20 protein-coding genes are annotated in these 22108 nt (G+C 72.8%); 3 read left to right on the forward strand and 17 right to left on the reverse strand.

Annotated features, from left to right (window positions below; genetic code table 11):
* Positions 1 to 991, forward strand: a 991-nt coding sequence (locus tag RBH18_RS20235; protein ID WP_306210049.1) for a low temperature requirement protein A, incomplete at its 5' end; no start/stop codon positions are given.
* Positions 992 to 1006: 15 nt separating this feature from the next.
* Here the strand turns inward: RBH18_RS20235 and RBH18_RS20240 are convergent.
* From RBH18_RS20240 to RBH18_RS20290, 11 genes are all read right to left on the reverse strand, one after another.
* A complete protein-coding gene (locus RBH18_RS20240) occupies positions 1007 to 1552 on the reverse strand; it encodes a hypothetical protein (RefSeq protein ID WP_306210051.1) in 546 nt (181 codons plus the stop codon).
* Complete coding sequence (locus RBH18_RS20245) at positions 1549 to 2655, reverse strand: hypothetical protein (protein ID WP_306210053.1); 1107 nt, start codon at positions 2653 to 2655, stop codon at positions 1549 to 1551. The genes RBH18_RS20240 and RBH18_RS20245 overlap by 4 nt, the downstream gene beginning before the upstream one ends.
* An 11-nt stretch (positions 2656 to 2666) precedes the next feature.
* Positions 2667 to 2837, reverse strand: coding sequence for a hypothetical protein (locus RBH18_RS20250; protein ID WP_306210055.1), 171 nt, complete (start codon positions 2835 to 2837; stop codon positions 2667 to 2669).
* Between the two features lie 213 nt (positions 2838 to 3050).
* Positions 3051 to 4505: a hypothetical protein gene (locus RBH18_RS20255; RefSeq protein WP_306210057.1), complete on the reverse strand. Its 1455-nt coding sequence runs from the start codon at positions 4503 to 4505 to the stop codon at positions 3051 to 3053.
* A 26-nt stretch (positions 4506 to 4531) separates the two neighbouring features.
* The gene (locus RBH18_RS20260) at positions 4532 to 5104 is read right to left on the reverse strand and encodes a hypothetical protein (RefSeq protein ID WP_306210059.1); all 573 of its coding nucleotides are present in this window, start codon (positions 5102 to 5104) and stop codon (positions 4532 to 4534) included.
* 9 nt (positions 5105 to 5113) lie between these two features.
* Complete coding sequence (locus tag RBH18_RS20265; protein ID WP_306210121.1) at positions 5114 to 6244, reverse strand: zinc-dependent alcohol dehydrogenase; 1131 nt, start codon at positions 6242 to 6244, stop codon at positions 5114 to 5116.
* Between the two features lie 257 nt (positions 6245 to 6501).
* A complete protein-coding gene (locus RBH18_RS20270; protein ID WP_306210061.1) occupies positions 6502 to 6807 on the reverse strand; it encodes a hypothetical protein in 306 nt (101 codons plus the stop codon).
* A gap of 123 nt (positions 6808 to 6930) precedes the next feature.
* Complete coding sequence (locus RBH18_RS20275; RefSeq protein ID WP_306210062.1) at positions 6931 to 7530, reverse strand: GTP-binding protein; 600 nt, start codon at positions 7528 to 7530, stop codon at positions 6931 to 6933.
* Positions 7514 to 7855: a DUF742 domain-containing protein gene (locus RBH18_RS20280; RefSeq protein ID WP_306210064.1), complete on the reverse strand. Its 342-nt coding sequence runs from the start codon at positions 7853 to 7855 to the stop codon at positions 7514 to 7516. The genes RBH18_RS20275 and RBH18_RS20280 overlap by 17 nt, the downstream gene beginning before the upstream one ends.
* The gene (locus RBH18_RS20285) at positions 7852 to 8280 is read right to left on the reverse strand and encodes a roadblock/LC7 domain-containing protein (RefSeq protein ID WP_306210066.1); all 429 of its coding nucleotides are present in this window, start codon (positions 8278 to 8280) and stop codon (positions 7852 to 7854) included. Before RBH18_RS20285 ends, RBH18_RS20280 begins: the two co-directional genes overlap by 4 nt.
* Positions 8277 to 10442 carry a sensor histidine kinase gene (locus tag RBH18_RS20290; protein WP_306210068.1) on the reverse strand — a complete coding sequence of 722 codons (2166 nt, stop codon included), beginning with the start codon at positions 10440 to 10442 and terminating at the stop codon, positions 8277 to 8279. Before RBH18_RS20290 ends, RBH18_RS20285 begins: the two co-directional genes overlap by 4 nt.
* A gap of 155 nt (positions 10443 to 10597) precedes the next feature.
* Between RBH18_RS20290 and RBH18_RS20295 the strand changes: the two genes are divergently transcribed.
* Entirely contained in the window at positions 10598 to 11299 is a 702-nt protein-coding gene (locus RBH18_RS20295; RefSeq protein ID WP_306210070.1) for a formate/nitrite transporter family protein, read from the forward strand.
* A gap of 150 nt (positions 11300 to 11449) precedes the next feature.
* Here the strand turns inward: RBH18_RS20295 and RBH18_RS20300 are convergent, their stop codons facing one another.
* The 6 genes from RBH18_RS20300 to RBH18_RS20325 all read right to left on the reverse strand — a co-directional run bounded on the left by RBH18_RS20300 (position 11450) and on the right by RBH18_RS20325 (position 20156).
* The gene (locus tag RBH18_RS20300) at positions 11450 to 13015 is read right to left on the reverse strand and encodes an alpha/beta hydrolase (protein WP_306210072.1); all 1566 of its coding nucleotides are present in this window, start codon (positions 13013 to 13015) and stop codon (positions 11450 to 11452) included.
* Between the two features lie 364 nt (positions 13016 to 13379).
* Positions 13380 to 15860 (reverse strand): tetratricopeptide repeat protein, encoded by a 2481-nt coding sequence (locus RBH18_RS20305; RefSeq protein WP_306210075.1) that lies wholly within the window; start codon positions 15858 to 15860, stop codon positions 13380 to 13382.
* Between the two features lie 119 nt (positions 15861 to 15979).
* Positions 15980 to 17014, reverse strand: coding sequence for a LacI family DNA-binding transcriptional regulator (locus RBH18_RS20310; protein WP_306210077.1), 1035 nt, complete (start codon positions 17012 to 17014; stop codon positions 15980 to 15982).
* A gap of 29 nt (positions 17015 to 17043) precedes the next feature.
* Positions 17044 to 17877, reverse strand: a complete 834-nt coding sequence (locus RBH18_RS20315; RefSeq protein ID WP_306210079.1) for a carbohydrate ABC transporter permease — start codon at positions 17875 to 17877, stop codon at positions 17044 to 17046.
* Positions 17874 to 18767 carry a carbohydrate ABC transporter permease gene (locus RBH18_RS20320; protein ID WP_306210081.1) on the reverse strand — a complete coding sequence of 298 codons (894 nt, stop codon included), beginning with the start codon at positions 18765 to 18767 and terminating at the stop codon, positions 17874 to 17876. Before RBH18_RS20320 ends, RBH18_RS20315 begins: the two co-directional genes overlap by 4 nt.
* A gap of 60 nt (positions 18768 to 18827) precedes the next feature.
* A complete protein-coding gene (locus tag RBH18_RS20325) occupies positions 18828 to 20156 on the reverse strand; it encodes an ABC transporter substrate-binding protein (RefSeq protein WP_306210083.1) in 1329 nt (442 codons plus the stop codon).
* Positions 20157 to 20284: 128 nt separating this feature from the next.
* Here RBH18_RS20325 and RBH18_RS20330 point away from each other — a divergent pair, with 128 nt between their 5' ends.
* Positions 20285 to 22105 carry a glutathione S-transferase family protein gene (locus RBH18_RS20330; protein WP_306210085.1) on the forward strand — a complete coding sequence of 607 codons (1821 nt, stop codon included), beginning with the start codon at positions 20285 to 20287 and terminating at the stop codon, positions 22103 to 22105.
* Positions 22106 to 22108 lie beyond the last annotated feature (3 nt).

A 22108-nucleotide genomic window follows, 5' to 3' on the forward strand; every position in this document is an offset into this window, starting at 1 on the left:
GTGGTCCTGGGCGAGCACGACCCTGTACGCCAACCGCTTCGACACCGACGACAGCATCTTCCGCCTGCTCACCCTGGCCGGCATGGCGGGCGTGGTCGCGATGGCCGCCGCCGTGGACCAGGTCGGCAAGGCGGACGAGCACTGGTTCGTCCTGGGGTACGTGACCGTCCGGCTGGCCCTGGTCGCCGGCTACGCCCGGGCGTGGCGGCACGTCGAGCACGCACGGCGCGCCATCGGCCCGTACCTGATCGGTCATGCCGTCAGCGCCGTGGTCTGGCTGATCGCCCTGGCCGTGCCCGCACCCGGCCGCTACTGGCTCTGGGCCGCCGGCATCGCCCTCGACCTGATCGGCCCCGCCGTGACCGCCCGCCTCGAGCACGCCGTCCCGCTGCACATGGACCACCTGCCGGAGCGGTTCGCGCTCTTCATCATCCTGGTCCTCGGCGAATCGGTCGCCGCCGTGGTCACCGGCCTGCACGACGCGGGCTGGGGAGCGCACGTCGTCGGCTCCGCGGCCCTCGCCTTCGTGGTGGCGGTGACCCTGTGGTGGATCTACTTCGACCTGGCCGGGGGCGCGGCCAAGCGCCGGCTGGCCGAGGAGGGCGGCGAGCACACCCGCCAGGGCGTGCACGACTTCTACGTGTACGCCCACCTGCCGATCGCCGTCGCGCTGGCCGCCGCCGCCGTCGGCCTGGAACACGCCGTCCTGCACGGCAGCGACGGCCACCTGAGCCCGGGCACCCGCTGGGTGCTCGCCCTGAGCCTGGCCGGCTACCTGCTCGGCGCCGCCGTCCTCCAGGCGGGCCTGGGCCGCCGGATCCGCGGGGCGTTCGCCTGGCCCGGGGCCGGGGTGCCGCTCGTGCTCCTGATCGTGCTGCTCGACCTCTCCCCCGCCGTGACCCTCGCCCTGCTCGCCGGCGTCCTCGTCGCGGGCGTCGGTGCCGGCTTCGCCCTGCACCGCTCGGGCGAGGTGCGCACCGCCGAGGTGTGACGCCGGCGGGCCGGCTCAGGCGGGCAGTGGCAGCAGCTTGCGGCCCGGGCGGGTGCGGCGCCACGCCACCACCAGGAAGGCGAGCAGGGCAGCGAACGGCAGCCCGGAGATCGCCCAGCTGAGGCCCAGCGGCGGGCCCGGCTGTGCCAGGACGGTGAGCGGTGCCGTCGAGCCCTCACCCGGGCCCTGCGGGCCGTCGATGCGGAAGGCGAACCGATAGGTGCCCGCGTAGTCGAGCGAATGCACGTCGATGCCCCACACGTCGCGCTTGCGCGGGTGCCGGGCGAGCGGCTCGCCCCGGCCCACCGGGCGCGGGCCGGCGCCGATCTCCTCGACCGTGCCGGACTTGCCGGCGATGCCGCCCTCCGGGACGAAGGTGAAGTCCAGCGACTGCATCGCCCGCAGCGGCCACTCCGAGAAGCCGACCGTCACCTGGTACGGGCCGACCTGGGCGAGCTCGGTGTGGACGATCTCGACCGGCTCGTAGGCGGCGGCCGGGCTCGCCCACCCCGCCACCAGGGCGAGGGCGGCGACGACGGCGACGGCAGTGCGGCGGATCATGCGGTGGCTCCCAGCGCGCGGACGGCGGGTTCGCGGGGCACGGTCTCGCCGCGGAGCATGCCGGCGAAGCGGTAGCCGGCGTAGGCGCCGAGCGCGCCGGCCAGCAGCCCGGCGACGGCGTCGGCGACGAGCAGGTCGGCGAAGAACCGGCCGTTGTGGATCAGCGGGCGCTGCAGGTCGAGGGTGAGCGCCAGGACCAGGCCGCCGAGGGCGCCGGCGATCGGCGGGGTCCAGCGGGGCGAGCCGCCGGTGCGGCGGGCGTACCGGAAGACGGCCTCGATGACGAGGGCGACGAGGAGCAGGAACACCGGGCTCAGGGCGGGGAGGGCGGGCGCCCGGTCGGCGAGGTTGTCGCGCAGCGGCAGGCCGGTGGCGGCCGCGTACGTGTGGGAGGCCCACGGCGCGAACCACCAGAAGAACGCCTGCATGGCCCCGAGCACCACGGCGATGACCAGGGTGTAGCCGGGCCGGCCGACGACGGCCAGGCCGAGGACGAGACACAGCACGCCGAACAGCGTGGAGCCGACGGTACCCGCGTCGACCGGGAGCGGCATCGCGTCGAAGGCGTTCGTGGTGAGCGGGCTGAAGGTCATCAGGATGGGCAGGGCGATCGCCAGCCCGGCCCGGCCCCAGCGGCGGTCGGACGCGTAGCCGTAGACGATGACCGCGCCGACCATGGTGACGGTGATCGCGCTGAAGAGGGCGACGTGCGGCGGGGAGCCGAGCACCGCGTCGAAGCCGTACACCGTGTGCCACCACAGGTCCATGAGCCCGTAGAGCAGGAACATCGCGGCGCCCGCCCCGGCGACCAGATAGCCGAGCGGCGCGGTGAACACCCGCAGCACGGTGATCGGGCGGCCGCCCTCGGCCGGGTCGGTCGCGCGGCCGGCGCGGTGGGCGGCGGTGGCGCGCAGGACCATGACGAGGGCGCCGATGCCGGAGACCGCGCTGCCGGCGTAGAGCATGAGGTGGGACAGGGTGAAGAACGTGTCGGGCCCGACGTCCACGTGCCACTGGACGTCCCACATGATGCCCGTGAGCGACAGCGCGGTGCCGAGAAGCACCGTGCCGGCTCCGATCTGCGCTGCTGCGGGTCGCGACATCCTCGATCCCTTCAGGAGGTGACGGTCAGCGGAAGCACGAGCCGGTCGGTGGCGCCCGGCGGGGTCACGAGAATCTGCCAGTGCCCGGCGGCCATCAGGTGCACCGCGGTCACCCGGAACGCGGTGCCGCCGCGCGGGACCGCCGTGTGCACGGGGCTCACATAGCCGGTCGTGGGCAGCACGGCCAGGACCTCGAGGCCGCTCGCCGTGACCGGCCGCCCGTCGCGGGGGGGTGACGGTGAGGTCGAGATCGCGCGCGCCGGTGCGGACCGTGGCGACGCCGAGGACCACGACGTGGGTCGCGCTCGCCGCGGAGGGTCGCGCCGCTTCACCCGTACGGGCGAAAGCCGCGCAAGCGATCGCCGCCAGCGCGACCACCACCGCCGTCACCCACCTCACGCCGCCCTCACCGCCACCGTGACGGGAACCGTGACCACGCGGTAGTCCTTCTCCGCCTGCACCCACAGCCGGTACGTCCCCGGCTGCGGGAAGGCCAGCGTGAAGCCGACGACCGGGCCGTACGCGGCGACGGTCTCGTCCGGCAGCGTCGCGCCCGCCGCCGTGCCCATCGGCACCATCGCGGGCATGTCCGCCATCGTCCCGTCCATCGCCGTCGCGGCATCCATCGCGTGGGCGTGCAGCCACACCGGGGCGTCCCGGGCGGCATCGCCCGGCCCGACCACGACGAGGTGCCCGAGCATCCCGAGCCACGGCTGCAGATCCGCCTCCTCGCCGATGCGGGCGCGCAGGGTGACCGGCCTGCCCGCCACGGGATCCGGCAGGGCCACCTGCACCGGTACGCCGTCGATCGTGGCGCTTCCCCGCGGCGGCACGGCCCTGACCGGCTTCGCCACCCCGCCGGTCACGATGAAACCGGTGCGGAGCAGCTGGACGCCACCGCCACGCCGGGCGACCTCGGCGGCGAGCGCATAGTGGCCGCCCTCCGCCGTCGCCACCGTCACCCGGAAGCGGGCGGGTGCCACGCGTACGGGGTGCAGGTGCTGCAGCGTGCCGCCGGGCGTGACGACCATCAGGTGCATGAGCCCGCCGTCGTGCACGACGAGATCGTCGGCCGGCAGCCCGTTGGCGGCGTCGGTCACGGACAGGTCCACGATGGTGCGTGGCGCGGCGGGCAGCGACGACCGGCCGAGGGCCAGGGTCAGCGGCGGGCGGGAGTGGTCCGTGGTGCGCACCGCTCCGGCGTAGGGATCGCTCGCATTGGCGCCCGTCGGATCGAGGTCGGCGCCGGACTGCGCGGGGGCCGGCTGCGCGGCCGACAGGAGCGCGGCGACGATGGCCACGGCCACCCCGGCGGCGACTCCCGCGCCGGGGATGAGGGCCGCCCAGACCCGCCGGGAGACGACCCCCGTCACCAGCGCCACGGCCAGGCAGACGCCCGCGGCGACGAACCCGCCGTAGACGTAGCGCTCCGGCGGGCTCGGGGTCACGGCGTGGACGACGAACGGGATGCGGGCGGTGTGCGTACCGTCGGCGAGCGAGAGCTCCCACGGCCCGGCCCGGTCGATCGGCAGCGTGACCGCCGCCGGGCCCGGCCGCATGCTCAGGGTGAGTGTCGCCCGGCCGGCCGGCACCCCGGGATCCGGGCCGTCCTGGGGGGCCACGCCGAGCGTCAACTGCCCGGCCGGGCCGCCCGCGTGCGAGACGACGTCGACCTGCAACGGCCCCGGCACGCTGGTCACGCGGCGCAGGACGACGGTCAGCTCCCGGTCGCCGAGACTCTGTGCGACGCTGACGTCGGCGCCGGCCGGGCCGCTGTCGGCCGACGCGGGGCCGGGCAACAGCAGGACGGCAAGCAGAGCCACCACCACGGCCGGCGCCCGTAACCCCATGACGACACGCTAGGGGTCAACGAAGATCAATGTAAGCGGCGCCGCACGATCGACCGGACCAGCACGTACGCGAGACCGCCCGCCAGCACCCACGGCCCGGCGACGATGATCGGGTCGAGGGCCTGGTGGCGTACGTCGACGCGGTTGCCCGTGCGGGAGGCGACCGGGTGCGCCCCGACCTCGCCGAGCACCCCGGTCTCCGCGATCAGGTTGTCCGGCCGGCGGGTGAAGACCGAGCCCAGCGTGCTGCCGGCGGCATCCACCCGGTCCGCGGCGACGAGCAGCAGCCAGTGGGCGGCGCGGCCCTCGCTGTAGCGCTTGTAGGCGAGGCGGCGGATGGCGCCGGACACGCCCCTCGGCGGGGTGGCCGTCCCGAAGACCGGGGTGAGCCGGCCGTGCTCGACCGAGCGCTCCCGCGGGTATTTCTCGGGCTGCTGCTCCGGGATGTCCCACCAGGCGCCGGTGGCGGACGGGTCGAACCGCTCGCGGGGCACCGACGGGCGGTCGGCCGGGTCGAGATCGGCACCCCAGCCGGGGATGCGGGCCCGCAGCTGCTCGCTGGTCTCGGCGATCGTGGGCTTCTCGGGTGTGTAGGGCACGGGATCTCCTCAGGGCACGATCAGGGGCTTGATGCAGCCGTCGAGTTTGGACGAGAAGATGTGGTAGCCCTCGGCGATGTGCTCCAGCGGGATCCGGTGCGTCACGATGTCGCTGGGCTTGAGATAGCCGTTCTTGACGTGCTCGAGGAGCCGGGGCCACTGCCGCTTGACCGGACACTGGTTCATCCGCAGCGTGAGGCCCTTGTTCATGGCGTCGCCGAACTTCACCGCGCTGAAGAGCGGCCCGTAGGCGCCCACCACCGAGATCGTGCCGCCCTTGCGAACGCTGTCGATCGCCCAGTTGAGCGCGACGGGCGAGCCGCCCTGCAGCTTCAGCTTCGCCGACGTGATGTGCTGGGTGGCGTTGCCGTCGGCCTCGGCGCCCACCGCGTCGATCACCACGTCGGCGCCGAGGTGATCGGTGAGCTTCTTCAGGTGCACCACGATGTCGTCGTACTCGCCGAAGTTGTAGGTCTCCGCGTGCGCGAACTCGGCCGCCTTTTGCAGGCGGTTGTCCAGGTGGTCGATGACGATGACGCGGCCGGCGCCCATGAGCCACGCCGACTTGGCCGCGTAGAGCCCGACCGGGCCGGCGCCGAAGACCACCACCACGTCGCCCTCGACGATGTCGCCCAGCTGCGCCCCGAAATATCCGGTGGCGAGCGCGTCGGTGAGCAGCACCGCGTCGTCCTCGTCCAGCCAGTCCGGGATGAGGCTCGGGCCGACGTCGGCCAGGGGCACGCGGACGAACTCCGCCTGTGCGCCGTCATAGCCGCCCGTGGTGTGCGAGTAGCCGTAGATGCCGCCGACCGCCGTGGCGTTGGGGTTGACGTTGTGACAGTTGGAGTAGAGGCCGCGGGCGCAGAAGTAGCACGTACCGCAGAAGATGTTGAACGGCACCATGACCCGGTCGCCGGCCTTGAGGTTGCGCACCGAGGGTCCGACCTCGTCGACGACGCCGACGAACTCGTGCCCGAAGGTCATGCCGACCCGCGTGTCCGGCATGAGGCCGTGATAGAGGTGCAGGTCGGAGCCGCAGATCGCCGCCCGCGTGACCCGCACGATCGCGTCGTTGGGATGCTCGATCCCGGGCCGGTCCTTCTCCTCGGTCCGCACCCGGTAGGGGCCCCGATACACCATCGCTCGCACGTCGCGCCTCCGCATCACCGCTCGCCCGGCCGGTCGCCGGCCGTCCCGGTGGCCGCCTACCCGGCATGGTCGCGGCTAACCTCCCGGTCTTCCCGGGTCCTCCCGGCGGGGACGCGACGGGGACGCGGCGGGGACGCGGCCGGGACGCGGCCGGGACGCGGCGGGGACCCGGGAAGCAGCGTTCCCGGGCCCCGGCGGACACACGCGAGGCCCGGGAAACAGCGTTCCCGGGCCCCGCTCGTGCGCGATCAGCGGGTGCGCGCGTCGTGGTCCGAGCTGCGGCTGCCGGCCTTCGCCAGGCCCCGGCTCACCATGTAGCCGATGGTCAGCAGGGTGATGTACCACCACGCCTTGTCGGCCGCGAAGTAGTCGGCGCCGTTGTTCGCCGCGCCGTCGCCCACCACGTTGGAGGCCACGAGCACACCGATCACGGCGAGCACGTAGACGATCAGCTCGGTGGTCTTCCAGGACGGCTTCGTCTCCTCGCCGTGCGAGCGCCGGACCGACACGTCGGTGCTGCCGGTGTGGGTGGGGGCGTGAGTTGCAGTAGCCATTGTTTTGTTCCCTTCGGGGGCGTTCGTCCGATGCCAGTGATCTACCCGGCCTCCGCGACCGTCACACGTGGACGGTCCCCCGAAAGGGTGGTAACCAGCGGAAATGGCCCCGGCGGGCCGCGCTCAGGTCGCGTACCGCGGCAGCTGCGCCAGGCGGCGGCTCAGCACCCGCTCGGTGAGCGCCACCAGGACCTGCTTGACCGACTCGCGGTGCCGCGCGTCGCACTCGACCAGCGGCAGATCCGCGCCCAGGCCCAGGGCGTCACGGATCTCGGCGTGCTCGAAGCGGCGGGCGCCGTCGAAGGTGTTCACGCCGATGATGAACGGGATGTCGTGCTCCTCGAAGTAGTCCAGGGCCGGGAAGCAGTCCTCGATGCGCCGGGTGTCGACCAGGACGATCGCCCCGAGGGCCCCGTCGACCAGGTCGTCCCAGAGGAAGGCGAACCGGTCCTGCCCCGGCGTGCCGAAGAGATAGAGCAGCAGCGCCTCGTCGAGGGTGATGCGGCCGAAGTCCAGCGCCACCGTGGTGGTGGTCTTGCCGGAGACCGCCGAGGTGTCGTCGACACCGATCGACCGCTCGGTCAGCTCGGCCTCGGTGACCAGCGGTTCGATCTCCGAGACGGCGCCGACGAAGGTGGTCTTGCCGACGCCGAAGCCGCCGCTGACGACGATCTTGACGGCGATCGGCGGCGGCGCGGGCGCCGTGCTAGAGCGCGCGGACACGGTCTCTGATCCTCTCGATCAAGGCGGTGGACATCGGCTCCGCGTCGTCCGCGAGCACGAGTCCCTGGGTGATCAGGTCGGCCACGATGACGCGGACCACGCCCAGCGGCGCCCCGAGCGCCGCCGACAGGTCCGCGACCGACCGGGGCCGCTGGCAGAGCTCGACGATGCGCCGCGACTCGAAGCGCAGCGGCGCCGACAGGGCGGCGGGGGCGGCGCGCAGCTGGGTCTCGATCCGCAGCCCCTCGCGCATCGGCTCGGTGCGGCCGCCGGTGAGCATGAAGGGGCGTACGACGGGCTCCTCGTCCGCGGACCAGGTGCTCATCGCGGCAGATACTGCCGGGACTCGGCGATCAGCGCGGGCGTCAGCAGGGCACCGAAGCGCTCGGCCAGCAGCGAGATCTCGTAGCCGACCAGGCCGACGTCGCACTCGCCGCCGGCCACCACGCCGAGGCAGCTGCCGCCCTCGATCACCGAGATGATGAGGAAGCCGCGGCGCATCTCGATCATGACCAGCTTGAGGCCCTCGAAGTCGTAGCGGCGCGACGCGCTGCGCGCCAGCCCGGCCATGCTCGACACGATCGCGGCCAGCTGGTCGGCGTCCGCCCGGCCCAGGCCGTCCGAGCCGGCGATGAGCAGGCCGTCCGACGAGACCGCCACGGCGTCGCGTACCCCGTCGGTCTGGTGGACGAAGTTGCCCAGCAGCCAGTTGAACTGGTGCCGGTCGGCGGGCGGCGCGTCAGCGGTCATCGGGTCTCCTCCTGGATGGTGCGGTGGCTGCCCCGCTGGATGCCGTCGCGCAGGGCGGTCAGGCGGGCCCCGACGGCGTCCGGCGAACCGGCGACGGCCACCGACGGCTGCGGGGCGGCGGCGGGCGCCGGCGGGCGGGCACGGTGCTTGCGCGGGGTGCGTTTGCGCAGGCCATTGGGCGTACGGGCGGCGTCGTCGAGCTCCAGGAACAGGGTCGCGGTGTCCTCGAGGACCACGTAGTCCACCTCGTCGACCTTGGGACGCACACGCTCCTCCTCCCGCGGCTGCGGTTCTTCGGTCAGCAGGGCGGCGGGGATGCTGATCCGCGCCGTCAGCCCGGTGACGGCCGACGGGGTGAGCTGCACGTCGACGCCCAGCTCCCGGGCCAGCCGGCCCACCACGTGATGGCCCAGGAACCGGGCCGGGGCGACCACGAACTCGCCCTCGCCCTCGCCGCGCAGCCGCCGGTTGGCCCGGTCGATCTCCTCGGCGGTCATGCCGACGCCCTGGTCGCAGACGGCGACCAGGTAGCCGTCGCCGATCCGCCGCCCGTGGACCTCGACCTCCAGGTCCGGCGGCGAGAAGGAGAGGCCGTTCTCCACCAGCTCGGCGAGCATGTGCGCCAGGCTGCCGGCCATCGAGCCCTGCACGAGGGCGTCGTCCATCTTGCGCAGCGTCACCCGCCGGTACTCCTCCACCTCGGACACCGCGGCGCGCACCACGTCGGTCAGCGGCACCGGGCCGGCCCACTGCCGGGGGCTGGCGGCGCCGACCAGCACCAGCAGGCTCTCGGCGTTGCGGCGCATGCGGGTGGCCAGGTGGTCGAGCTCGAACAGGTTCGCCAGGCCGGCCGGGCTGGCCTCCTCCTGCTCCAGCCGGGTGATGAAGCCCAGCTGGCGGCGCAGCAGGTTCTGGTTGCGCCGGCCGAGGTTGGCCAGCGACTCGGCGCTGGTGCGCCGCAGCTGCGCCTGCTCGGTGGCGAGCGTGTACGCCGTCTGCTGCACCCGGCCGAACGCCTCCGCCACCTGCCCGATCTCGCGGGTCGCACCGGGCGCCACCGGCACCGGCTCGGGCGGTCCCGCGCGTTCCCCGGCCGCCGCCCGCCGGACGGCCTCGGGCAGGCGCTGCCCGGCCAGCCTGTTCGCCTCGTCGGCCAGCGCGGCCAGCGGCCCGGCCAGCGACCGGGTGCCGGAGGTGGCCAGGTAGACCGATCCGGCCAGGCAGGCCAGGACGATCGCGGCCAGCACCGAGATGCGTACGGCCGCCTGCTCGCGCAGCTCCCCCGCCCGGTCCCGCACCGCGGCCCCGATCTGCTCCCCCAGCCCCGCCAGGTCCCCGAGCAGCGTGGCGGTCGACGACGACCAGGCCCCGGCGTCCAGCCGCAGGGTCCGGCCGTCGCCGGAGTCCAGCACCGTCGCCTCGAGGGACCGGACCCGGGTCGCGGCCGCGCTGCCCAGCACGGCCGTCTTCGCCGCCGCCGCCTCGGGGCTCGCGAACTCGTCGAACTCCCCCAGCGCCAGGTCGCGCCGCGCGACGATCCCGGCGAACTGCGAGTACTCGCCCGCCCGGAACCCGCCCGCCGACAGCACCCCGGTCACGAAGGCCCGCTCCTGGGCGCTCGCCTCCTTGACGAAGTTGAGCTGCTCCAGCGACTCCGCGCCGCGCCGCAGCCGGTCGTCGGCCACGGTCTCCAGGTCGAGGAAGATCTCGCCGAGCTCGCCGATCGTCTCGGTGTAGGACTCGAAGACCTCCGCCCGCCCCGCGTCGCCGGAGTCCGCCCCGCCGCGCAGCTCGGCCAGCCCGTCCAGCTGCCCCAGCGCCTCCTCGGCCTGCTCCTCCAGCTCGTCGCCGCCGGCCAGCAGGTCGCGCACCTGCGCGTGGCGGGCGTCGACCTGCTGGCGTACGGCGGAGAGCCGGCCGCGCAGCGTCTCGTCCCCGGCGAGCAGGCCGGTCGTCACGCCCCGCTCGTCCTGCAGCTGCTGCACGAGGCTCTGCAGGCTCAGGACGACGCTGACCCGCTCGTCGGTCGTGGCCGCCGCCCGGTAGCCGGAGATTTCCCCGGCCGAGATGACGCTGAGAAGCACAAGCATGGCCGCCAGCGGTGGGGCCACCATGCGCGTGATCCGGCCGCGGATGGTGTGGGCGGTCGCGCTCCGGCTCATCGGCCCTCCTTTTGAGATCCGGCACAGAATTGACGTCCGCCTACTTCTGGTCAACCACCCGGTCGGGGGACGTCCCCCGGTCGGGGGACGGCCACGGTCCACGATGTGCACAACGCCGGCGGCATGGGCCACGCGTCACCGGGTAGGCGGATGCGATGGCACGCAAACCGCCGGAGATCGCCCGCGCCGCCGTCGGCAGCGGCGCCGAGAAGGCCGCCCTGCGCTGGGACAAGACGCTGGTGGGATCGTTCCTCGCCGGGGCGTACATCGCCTTCGGCGGGCTGGTCGCGATCACCGTCTCCGCCGGGCTCGACCCGGAGATCTGGGGCAGCCTGCCGACCCTGTTCACCGGGGCCGCGTTCACTCTCGGGCTGGTGCTCGTGCTGATCGCGGGCTCGCACCTGCTCACCGGCAACATGCTGCTGGTGCCGATCAGCGCCATGCACGGCCGGCTGTCCTGGGGCGACGTGCTGCGCAACTTCTCGCTGGTGCTGATCGGCAACCTGGCCGGCGCGGTCTTCGTCGCCTACTTCCTCGCCGTGCAGACCGGCGTCATCGGCGGCCTGGGCAGCGAGGCGGGCACCCCGGGCGCGCTGGCCTACGAGCGGCTGGCCGTGATCGCCGAGGCCAAGGGCCTGCACGAGACCGACTGGCAGATCTTCCTGCGCGCGGTCGGCTGCAACTGGCTGGTGTGCCTCGCCGTGTGGATCTCGCTGGCCGCCGACGCGGTCTCCGGCAAGATCCTGGGCATCTTCTTCCCGATCATGGCCTTCGTCGCCATGGGCTTCGACCACCTCATCGCGAACATGTTCTTCCTGCCGGCCGCCATCTTCGCCGGGGTGCCCGGCCTGGGCTAGGACGACACCCTGCGCAACTGGGCCCTCGCCTTCGCCGGCAACCTGGTCGGCGCGGTGGTCTTCGTCGCCACGTCCTACTGGTACCTGTACCTGCGCGACGAGCCGGACAGCCCGGTCCGGGAAGAACCGGGCTGACCAGGTCGCCGTCAGTCAGCCGGACGTGACGTCATCGCAGGTCACGTCGCCGGTCGGGAGTGTGCCTCCGGCGAGGAAGGCGACGGTGGCCCGGTCCGCGCACGCCGAGCCGGCGTGGTAGACGTAGTGGCCGCCGTTGTCCACACCGACCAGCACGGCACGCCCGCCCAGCTCGGTGCGCAGGCCCACGCCCGAGTCCCACGGGGTGGCGTTGTCGCGGCGGTTCTGCAGGACCATGACGTTGCGGGCGCCCTGGTCGGTGACTTCAATGGGGGCGTCCAGCGGCTTGCCCGGCCAGAAGGCGCAGGTCCACGCGTTCACCGGCATGCCCGCGGTCAGGGGCCACCGGGCCCGGTCCGCCTCGACCGCCTCCCGCACGCCGTCCACCCCGGCCGGCCAGGCGACGTCCCCGCACATCAGGGCCAGGAACATCGTGGCCGCGTTGTCCGCCGGCACCCCGGGCGTGGGCGCCGTCCCCGGAAACACCTCCTTGATCACGGCGGTGTCCGCGTCGGTCAGCTTGCCGTCGGCCAGGTGCGCGGCCGCCTGCCACACCTTCGGCAGGACCGGCAGGGTCTCGTTGTGCAGGAGCATCGCGTACGTGAGGTTGCGCAGCAGAGCGCCGTCGAGGCTCATCGGCGTACCGGGAATGGTGGCGGGTTTGGCGTCCAGCCGGGCCGCGAGGGCCAGATAGTCCTTGGTCACCTGCGCGGGGGTCCTGCCGGTCTGCTTCGCGGCGACGGCGGCGGCGTCGGGGAAGCGCTCGGACATGCCCTTGCCCCAGCCGGCCACCTCGCCGGCCCACGCCTTGGCCGGATCGACGTTGCCCTCGAGAACCATCTTGTCGGTGCGCTGCGGGAAGAGCATGTCGTACGCCGCGCCGAGATAGGTCCCGTACGACTGGCCCCAGTAGGCGATCCTGTCCGCGCCCAGCGCCTCCCGGATCCGGTCCATGTCCCGGGCGGTGTTGGCGGTCGTGAAGAACTTGAGGTTCGCGTTGGACGCGCACTTCTGGGCGGTTGTCCTGGCAAACTCGACATTCTTGGCGATCGAACCGTCCGCCGCCGGATAGGGGAACAGCGCGACGTTCGGCACGTCGCCCAGGCCGCAGGTCTGCGGGGTGCTGCGCTCCACGCCGCGGGGGTCGAAGCCGATCAGGTCGTACTTGGCCAGCACCTCGGGAGGGAGCGTGGGGGCGAGGGCGCTCGGGGTGTCGAGTCCCGGCAGCGCGGGGCCGCCGGGATTGACGAGCAGAGGCTCCCGCGTCCCGCCCTCCGCGCCTGCCTCGCCGGTCGACAGCCGCGAGACCGCGATGTCGATCGCCGGGCCGTCCGGGTGCTTGTAGTCGAGCGGCACCCGCAGCACCCCGCACTTCTGTCGCGGGTCCCGCGCGGGTGCACCCTGCGCCAATTCCGGGCAGGCACCCCACGCGATGGTCGCGGCCGCCGGGGCTTGCGGCGCCGCAGCCGTACGGTCGACCGCCGGCGTGTCCTCGTCATCGGCCGCCTCGCACGCCGTCAGCCCGAGCACCGTGACAACGACGGCGGCCGCCATCGTCGTGATCTTCTTCGTCTGTCTCACGCCGGACAACGCTGGACGGGCTCTTCCCCCTTGTCCGGCACTCCACACGAATCCACAGCCCCTTGCCCCATCGGCCCACCCCGCGCCGCCCGAAAGCGCGAACCCCGTACGGATTCGTACGGACCTGTGGACCGCCCGCCACCCTGCAATCGATCATCATCTCGCCGCAGGCGCCGGGCCTCCTCCCGCCGCCGCCGGGCCCGTTCCGGGGCCGGGCCTTCGCCCCCGTGAGGCCCGGCCCCCAGGCGCTCGAACCCGCACCCGCCTCGCCCGAGCCGCCTTCCCCGGCCCGGTGACCGCCCGGCTCCCGCCCTCCCCCGGCCGGCTCCGCGCCGCACCTGCCCGGTGCCGGCGACGCGGCTGGTCAGACGGCGGCGAGGACGGCGGTGACGCGGGCAGCCTCCTGCGGGTTGAGGTCGCGCCAGATCTGTTCGGCCCGGCCGAAATGGTGGCGCGCCTCGGGCAGGTTGCCCAGCCGCCGGTGTGCCTCGCCGAGGCCGGTCTGGGCCAGCGCCTGCTGCTCGGCGTCCCGCACGTCCGGGGCGGCCGCCCCCGCGTAGGCCTCCGTGTAGTGGGCGATGGCCGCCCGGTCGTCCCCGGCGGCCAGGAACGCGTGACCGAGTCCGTTCGTCGAGCAGATGACCCCGTAGCGGGAACCGGCCCGGTCGCTGAGGCGCAGCGAGCGCCGGTAGTGGTCGCGGGCCGCCCGGTGGTCGCCGCGCGCGAGGTGCAGGCTGCCGAGCGCGTCCAGGATGCTCGCCTCGATGACCGGGTTGCCCAGCTCCCACGAGAGGCGCAGCGCCCGGACGAGATGCTCCCCGGCCGCGTCGAGCCGGCCCGCCCGCACCTCGGCCTCGCCCAGGTTGGTCAGCAGCGCCGTTTCCTCCCAGCGGTCGCCGTCGTCCCGGGCCAGCGCCGCGCCCTCCGTGTAGTGCTCGACGGCCCGGCCGTAGCGGCCGCGAAGGTATTCCGCGGTGCCCAGCCCGAGCAGCGCGTGCACCAGCTCGGCCCGTGCCCCTGCGCGCCGCCCCGCCTCCACGGCCCGCGCCAGGTCGCGACGAGCATCACCCACCCGTCCGAGGTGCACCGACGCGATGGCGCGGTAGGTGAGCACCCCGAGCCGGATCTCCGCGTCGCCGGCGAGAAGTTCACCCCCTGCCCGCGCGGACGGGCCGTAGCCACCGGCCGCGAGCCTGTCGAGGTGTTCCAGGGCGGCCCGATGGCGGGAGTGCGCGAGCTCGGTCGTGGCGATCCGCAACACCGCGCGGGCGTGCTGGGACCGGTCGCCCCGGTCCAGCGCTTCCTGCGCGGCGCGGCCGTGCACGGCGAGGGCATCCTGGTGGCGTCCGCGAATGATCAGCCGCTTGTGCAGGGCGGCGCTCAGCGCGGCCCCATAGCCGGGCCGGTCGTGGGCGGTGACGGGGATCCGCACCGAGGCGACGAGAGTGTCGAGCCCGGCGTCCTCGCTCCGGCCGGCCACGGCGAGGAAGTGGTCGAGCAGCCGGCTCAACGCGGCCCGCCGGTCCGCCCGCCGGTCCTCCTCGAGCCCCCGCACGGCGGCGAAGGCGCGGACCAGATCGTGCAGGACGTGGCGGCCGTCGCCGAGCGCCGTCACCACGTGCTGCCGGGCGAACTCGGCGAGCATCCCGGCCGCCGTCTCCGGGCTCGTGGCGGCGAGCGCCGCGGCGGCCGGGGCATCGAAGCTGCCCGGATGCAGGGCCAGCATGCGCAGGAGCCGCCGGCCGTCGGTGGACAGCGCGCGATAGGAGAGGTCGAGCGCCAGCTCCACCCCGAACTCCAGCCGGCCGCCGGCATGCCGGTCGTCGAGCCGGTCCGCGTGGTCGGTCACCGTCCAGCCCGGGCGGGAGCGCATCTGGCCCGCCGCCAGCGCCAGGGCGAGCGGCAACCGGCCGCAGCGCTCGGCGATCCGGCCACCCGCCCGCGGGTCCTCCCCCTCCGGAAGGCCGGCGAGCGCCCCGGCAAGGAAGCCCTCGGCCTCCTCGGCGGTGAACGGCTCGACGGGCACCTCGGCCGCCGAGGGCACCGCCAGCGCGCGCCGGCTGGTGACGAACACGACCGGCTCGCCCGCCGGGCCGGCACGCCGCGCGGCGGACCCGGCCGGGGCGCCGGGCAGCAACGGCGCCACCTGCTCCTCGTCGGCGGCGTTGTCGAGCACCACGAGCACCGGGCGCCCGGCGAGCCGCTGCCGATAGAGGGCGACCCGCTCGGCCAGGGCCAGCGGCACCAGCTGCCCGGGCACGCCCAGCGACCGCAAGAGGCCGTCGAGCACCGCCGCCGGGTCGGCCGGCGGCTGCGTCCGGTCGGGATGGAACCCTCGCAAGTCGACGAAGAGCACCTGGTCGACCAGGCGATCGCGGATCAGCTGATGTCCCGCGCGCACGGCCAGCTGGGTCTTGCCGGCGCCGGCCATCCCCCGCAGCACCGTGACGCCGCCCGGCTCGCGGCACAACCGCTCGATCAGCTCGGCCCGGCCGGTGAACCCGGCGAGCTCCGGCGGCAGCTCGCCGATCACCCGCACCTGCCCGGGCGCCCGGGCCATCCCGGTGATGACCCGCAGCACCTGACGCCACTGGTTCACATAGCCGGGCTCCGGGTGCAGGGCGGCGACGACCGCCACGACGAGCTCCTGGTCCAGCCGCTTGCGCCCGGACCGGAAGCAGTCCACCACCGTCGACCGGCCGACCCGCTCCGCGTCCGCCCGGCCCTGATTGACCTGGCCGGTGATCGCCTCGTAGGACGGGTCGCCCGCCCACACCTTGAGGGCCCGCAGCAAGCCGGCGACCTCGTCGAGGGTCACCGCCCGACCGGGATCCGGCAACGTCATCCTCGGCTCCCTTCACGAACGGCCGCATCACGAACGACCGCAACGTTAGAGCCCGCAGATCCGCCCTGACACCCTCTCCAGTGGGCATTCCGCGGTAGCTCTTGCGAGGGACCGCGGCCTCACTCCGGGGGACGCGCCGTCGACCCGCGCAGGTGGATCTCCGGCTCGATGAGGATCTCGTCGGTGCTCACCGGCCGGTTGCCGATCAGCGCCGTGACGAGCCGGCCCACGTTCTCCGCGATGCGCTCGGTCGGCTGCCGCACCGTGGTCAGCGGCGGGTTGGTGTAGTCGAGCAGCGGCGAGTCGTCGTACCCGATGATCGAGACGTCGGCGGGCACCCGCAGGCCGGCCCGCTCGACGGCGCGGAACGCCCCGAGCGCCATCTCGTCGCTGGAGGCCACGATGCCGGTGACACCCTGCCCGAGCAGGGTCGTCGCCGCCTGCTGACCGCCCTCGAAGTTGAAGTGGTGCCGGACGACGAAGTCCTCGAGGCCACGGCGCTCCATGGCCCGCACGTAGCCCTCGACGCGCCGGTCGGCCGGGATGTTGCCGACCGGCCCCGCGAGCAGCCCGATGCGCCGGTGCCCGAAGGCGTGCAGGTGCTCGACGGCGATCTCGGCGGCCCGCCAGTCGTCGGTGGAGACGATCGGCGACACGGTGTCGGGGAAACCGCCGTTGATGCACACGTACGGGATCCCGCGGTTGTTGATCAGGTGGATGACCTGGTGATCCGCGTTACGCAGGGTGTTGCTCGACGACAGGAAGACGATGGCCGCGACGCCGGAGTCGATCAGGGCCTCGACGTAGTCACGCTCGTGCGGGGTGCCCGGGTAGACCGGGCAGATGATCGTCTTGAGGCCGTGCGGGCTGAGCTCGTTCTCGATCCGCTCGGCCTGCTGGGCGAAGATCGGGTTCCGCAGGCTCGGGGTGAGCACGAGGACCAGCTCGCGGTCCAGCGGGCGCTCGTAGCCGACCTTGCGCAGCGCCTCCTCGACCGCTTGCCGGGTGGCGGCCGACACCCCGTACTTCCGGTTGAGCACCCGGCTGACCGTGGCCTCGCTCACGGCGGCCAGCTCGGCGACCGCGGCCAGGTTGGTCTTGCCCGCCGAGGGCCGGCGCTTCCTGGTCTGGCCCTCGTCACCGGCCGCCGCCATGGCACTCCTCCGCGATCCGTCGTCGGACTTCATTGTTTCACCGACCCGGCGAGCAGCCCCGCGACGAACTGGCGCTGCAGGAACAGGAAGAGGGCGAGCACCGGGACGACCGACAGGAACGTGCCGGTGAGCAACTGACCGTAGTCGGTCGAGCTGATGCCCTGCAACGAGGCGAGCGCCACCGGGATCGTGTACGCATCCTTGGTGCGCAGCACGGTCAGCGGATAGACGAAGTCGTTCCACTGGCCGAGGAACAGGAAGATGGCCAGGGCCGAGAGAGCGGGCTTCATCACCGGCAGCACGATCCGGAAGAAGACCCGCAGCTCGCCGGCGCCGTCGATGCGGGCGGCCTGGATCAGCTCGTCGGGCACGGAGAGCATCGACTGGCGCATCAGGAAGATGCCGAAGGGTACCGCGAGGTTGGGCAGGATCAGCGCCGGATAGGTGTTGAGCCAGCCGAGCGTGACCATGGTCTGGAAGAGCGGCACGAGGGTGACCTGCGACGGCAGCGTCATCGAGGCGAGGATCGCCCCGAAGATGACGGTGCGGCCGCGGAAGCTGAACTTCGCGAAGGCGTAGCCGGCCATGCTGCAGATCAGCACGCCGAGCACCGTCGAGGTGGTGGACACCACGACCGAGTTGCGGATCGCCGCGCCGAAGCCCTGCTCGACGAAGAGCCCGCGCAGGTTGTCCCAGAACGCCGATCCGGGCAGCAGGTTCGGCGGGGTGGCGAAGATGTCGGCCGTGGTGTGCGTGGTGGCGATGACCAGCCACACGAAGGGCGCCACCATCACCACCGCGCCGAGGGCGATGCCGACGGTCAGGACGGCACCGGAGCCGGCCGGTTTCCTGACGGTGCTCACTGCGACCGCCTCCTTGTGACGAGCAGCTGGCCCAGGGTCAGCACGACGACGATCGCGGTCAGCACGTAGCCGATGGCCGAGGCGTAGCCGAAGTCGAAGTACTGGAAGGCGTTCTGGTAGAGGTACATGCCGATGGTCAGGGTCGCGTTGTCCGGGCCGCCGTTGGTCAGCACGTAGGGCTCCTCGAAGAGCTGCAGCGTGCCGATGGTGGACAGCGCGACGGTGAGCACGATCGCCGGCCGCAGCCCGGGCAGGGTGACGTGGCGGAACTGCTGCCGCCGCGAGGCGCCGTCGACGGCGGCCGCCTCGTAGAGCTCCTGGGAGATCGACTGGAGCTGGGCGAGGTAGATGACCGCGTTGTAACCGAGGTAGTGCCAGGTCAGTGACAGCACGATCGACATGCGGGCCCAGAACGGGTCGCCCAGCCACGAGATGCGGGGCAGCCCCACCGAGGTGAGCAGGAAGTTGAGGATCCCGTTGTCCCGGTTGAGCAGGGCGGAGAAGAGGATCCCGTACGCGATCAGCCCCATCACGATCGGCACGAAGTAGGCGACCCGGAACATCGACCGGCCGCGCAGCATTTTCGAGTTGAACGCGACCGCGAGCAGGATCGCCAGTCCCAGCATGACGGGGACCTGGACGACGAGGATGACCGCGGTGTTGCGGAAGGCTGTCCAGAACAGCGGGTCGGTGAACACCCGCTGGAAGTTGCGCAGCCCGACGAAGACCTCGTCGCCGTGCTCGCGGGTGGTGAGGCTCAGGTAGAGGGCGTAGCCGACGGGATAGGCCTTGAACGCGAGGAACAGGACGATCACCGGCGACAGAAAGAGCAGCGGCGTGGCGCGGTTGCGCAGCCGGCGCCGGGGCGCCGGGTGGGTGGTGGAGGTCATCGACACTCGTCTCGGAGAGTGCGGGCGCCGGGGTCCCGGCGCCCGCATCGGCACGAACTGCTACGCGACCTTGCGCCCGGTCTGCTGGGCGAGCAGGTCGGCGGCGCCGTCGAGCGCCTGCTTCGGGTCGGCGCCCTTGAGCAGCACCTGGCTCTGGGCGTCGGTGAAGGCCTTGAGCGCCCGGGCATAGTCCTTCGTGTAGTAGCTGGGCGACGTCTCCTTCTTCAGCTCGTCGACGAAGAACTGGTTCACGTTGAGCCCGTCGAAGTAGTCACTGGGCGCCTGGAACTCGGGGGCCTCCCACATCGGCATGTAGCCGGGGAACAGCCCGGAGCCCTGGTAGACCAGTTTCTGCCCGTCGAGGTCGGCGAGGGCGAACTTCACGAATTCCCACGCGGCCTTCTTGTGCTCGCTGGCGCCGGTGACCGACAGGTAGGTGGCCCCGCTCAGCGCCGAGGTCAGGCCGCCGGGCTTCATGGCGAACGGCGCCCGCATGCCCCACTTGCCCTTGAGGTCCGGCGCGTCGGTCGGGAAGACGCCGGCCACCCAGGAGGCGCCGGGGATGACGCCGACCTTGGTGTCGCCCTTGACCTGGGCGATGAAGTTGTCCCAGCCGCCCGGGACGTCGGCGACGACCCCGGCGTCGTTGGCCTTCTTGAGGAAGGTGAGCGCGCTGACGCTGCCGGGGTCGTTGAGCGTGATGGCGCCGTCCTTGTCGAAGAAGAAGGTGCCCTCCAGGCGGGCGAGCGTCTGCCAGAGGTTCGCGGCGTCGGCCTCGGCGGCGGCCTTGTCCAGCCCGAACAGGAACGCACCGGTCCTCTGCTTGAGCGTGACGCCGGCGGCCAGCAGGTCGTCCCAGGTGGCGAGCTTGGTGACGTCGATGCCGGCCTGCTGGAACAGGTCCTTGCGGTAGTAGACCGCGGCGGTGTTGACCTCGTACGGGATGCCGTAGACGCCGTCGCCGGAGGAGCCGCTCGCCCAGATCCCGGGTGGGAAGTCCTTGGCCACGTCGCCGGCGCCCAGCTCGGTCAGGTCGGCGAGGCCGTCCGGGAAGGTCTCGGTGTAGTTGCCGACGTAGTCGATGCCGAGGTTGACCACGTCCGCCAGGCCCGAGCCGCCGGCCGCGAGGCCGGTCGTGACCTTGTCGTAGATCGCCGGGTTGCCCACGTTCTCGATCGTGACGTCGATGTTCGGGAACTTCTGACGGAAGGCGGGCACGGCTGCCTCGAGGCCCTTGCCGGGCTGGTCCCAGGTCCAGACGGTGATCGTCTGCGCCTCGGTGAGATCGCCGTCGTCACCACCGCCGGCGCCACCGCACGCGGTGAGCGCGCTCAGGCCGAGGACGACTCCCAGGGCCGCAGCCCCGGCGCGGGCAAGCCTAGACGTCATAGCTCCGGTTCCTCTCGCATGGTGTTACCTTCGCCTTGTAAGAATTCATTGCAAGATTGCGTTGCTGTGTTGCAAGTTACAAGGCGGTTACACGGACCGCAAGCCCACCACCAGCAAGGAAGTCGCCGATGGTTGACACGCAGCTCCCCTCGACAGCGGGCACCCTCACCCGGATCGACGACCGGAACTGGACAGTCGACGGGGCGGCGCCCCTCGAGCTCCACCTCCCCGCCGGCCCGGTCTTCGTATTGGACAAGGGCGTGAACGGCCGCTATGTGCTGCCGAGCGACGCGACCAGCCGGCCGCTGACCGGGCGCGGCCGGTGCTGGGTGCTGCCGGAGTCTCCGTCCGCCACGGAACCGGCCTGGGCGATCACCGCCGACGCCGACCTGTCGGTGCGCTTCGGCGACGACGGCTGTCACGTGACCGTGCGGGCCGGGAGGGCGACGCTGACCAGCCACCGGGCGCGCCCGCACGCCGACGTGGACGGCGCCGGGTTCACCCTGGGCTTCCCCGGCGGGCCCGAGCTGGCCGACGCGCTCGCCGGCTTCTACTGGGGCACGATCCTGCCGAGCGTGATCGAGCGGACGGCCGCGGCGGACTACCCCGACCCCGACGGGTACGTGATCAGCACGCTCGCCGACAAGTACGTGGGCACCTATCCCGACGTCGACCACGAGTTCCAGATCAAGGGGCGGCTCGCCTGGGGCAGCGCGACCGACCTCGACGTGGTCCGCCGAATGATCGAGCTGCAGCTGCGACTCATGCGCGAGGACCCGCAACAACTCTGGCGCGATCCGTGCGCGGTCCAGCCCGACGGCGAGCGCGAGTACCACGTGCGTCGCAGCAGTCAGGACGGGACGCAGAACGCCGTGATGTTCCTGGTCACCGGCAACGTCGAGGTGATCGAGTCGGTCTGGCTCTACCTGGCCCGCACGCGTGACCTCGGCTGGCTGCGTGAGCACATCGCCGACCTCGAGGGCGCTGCGTCGTGCGTCGAGGCCTGCATGGATCCGCTCGGCCGGCTCTGGTCCGACGTGTACTACGAGGATCAGGTCATCAAGGACGGCCGCGAGACCCTCGCCGCGGCCCTGGCCCTGCGCTCCTTCGAGCTCCTCGCCGAGTTGGAGAAGCTCCTGGACCGCCCCGGGCGCGCCGCGCACTACACCTCCCGCGCCACCGCCCTCGCCGGGGCGCTCGCCCAGCCACTGCCCACCGGCTACTGGGATCCCGGCAACAATCGCTTCGTCGACTGGGTGGACCGCTCCGGCGTCGTCCACGACCACATCCACCTGCTGGCCAACGTGCTGCCGGTGATGTTCGGGGCGGCCGGCGCCGAGCAGGCCCGCCACGCCGTCGCCCTGGTCGACCGCGAGCTCGACGAGTTCCAGCGCTTCCCCACGTTCCTCGCCGCCCGCATCGCCGACTACACCCCCGCCGAGATCGGCGACGGCGGCCCGTACGACCTCTGCGCCGCCGGCCGCTACTGGTGCTGGGACGCCGCCTTCTGGTCCTGGCGCGGCAACGGCGCGATGCTGCTCGACCAGCTGCACAAGGTGGCCCGGCAGGGGGCCGCCGACGACTGGGTCATGGGCGAGCGCTACGACATGAGCCACGTCTACTACACCGACGGCAGCAACTGGCACGGCGCCGCCCACTACTACGAATACCCGAACGTCTTCGCCTGGGTGCTGATCCACGAGTACCTGGGCGTACGCCCCTCGCTGACGGCCGACCTGCGCATCGCCCCGAGGCTCACCGGCCCCGGCTCGGTCACCCTGGCCCAGGAGGCCTACCAGCTCTCGTACGAACTCGGCCCGGACGGCTTCACGCTGCACAACCTGGCCCCCGTGGCGCGCACCTTCGAGCTCGCCCTCGCCGCCGCCGAGCGGACCGTCGAACTTGCCCCGGGCGCGAGCGTCACCGTCCGTCCCACCGACGAGAGCTGAGCC

This window comes from Actinoplanes oryzae, assembly GCF_030757795.1.
Classification (GTDB): Bacteria; Actinomycetota; Actinomycetes; order Mycobacteriales; family Micromonosporaceae; genus Actinoplanes.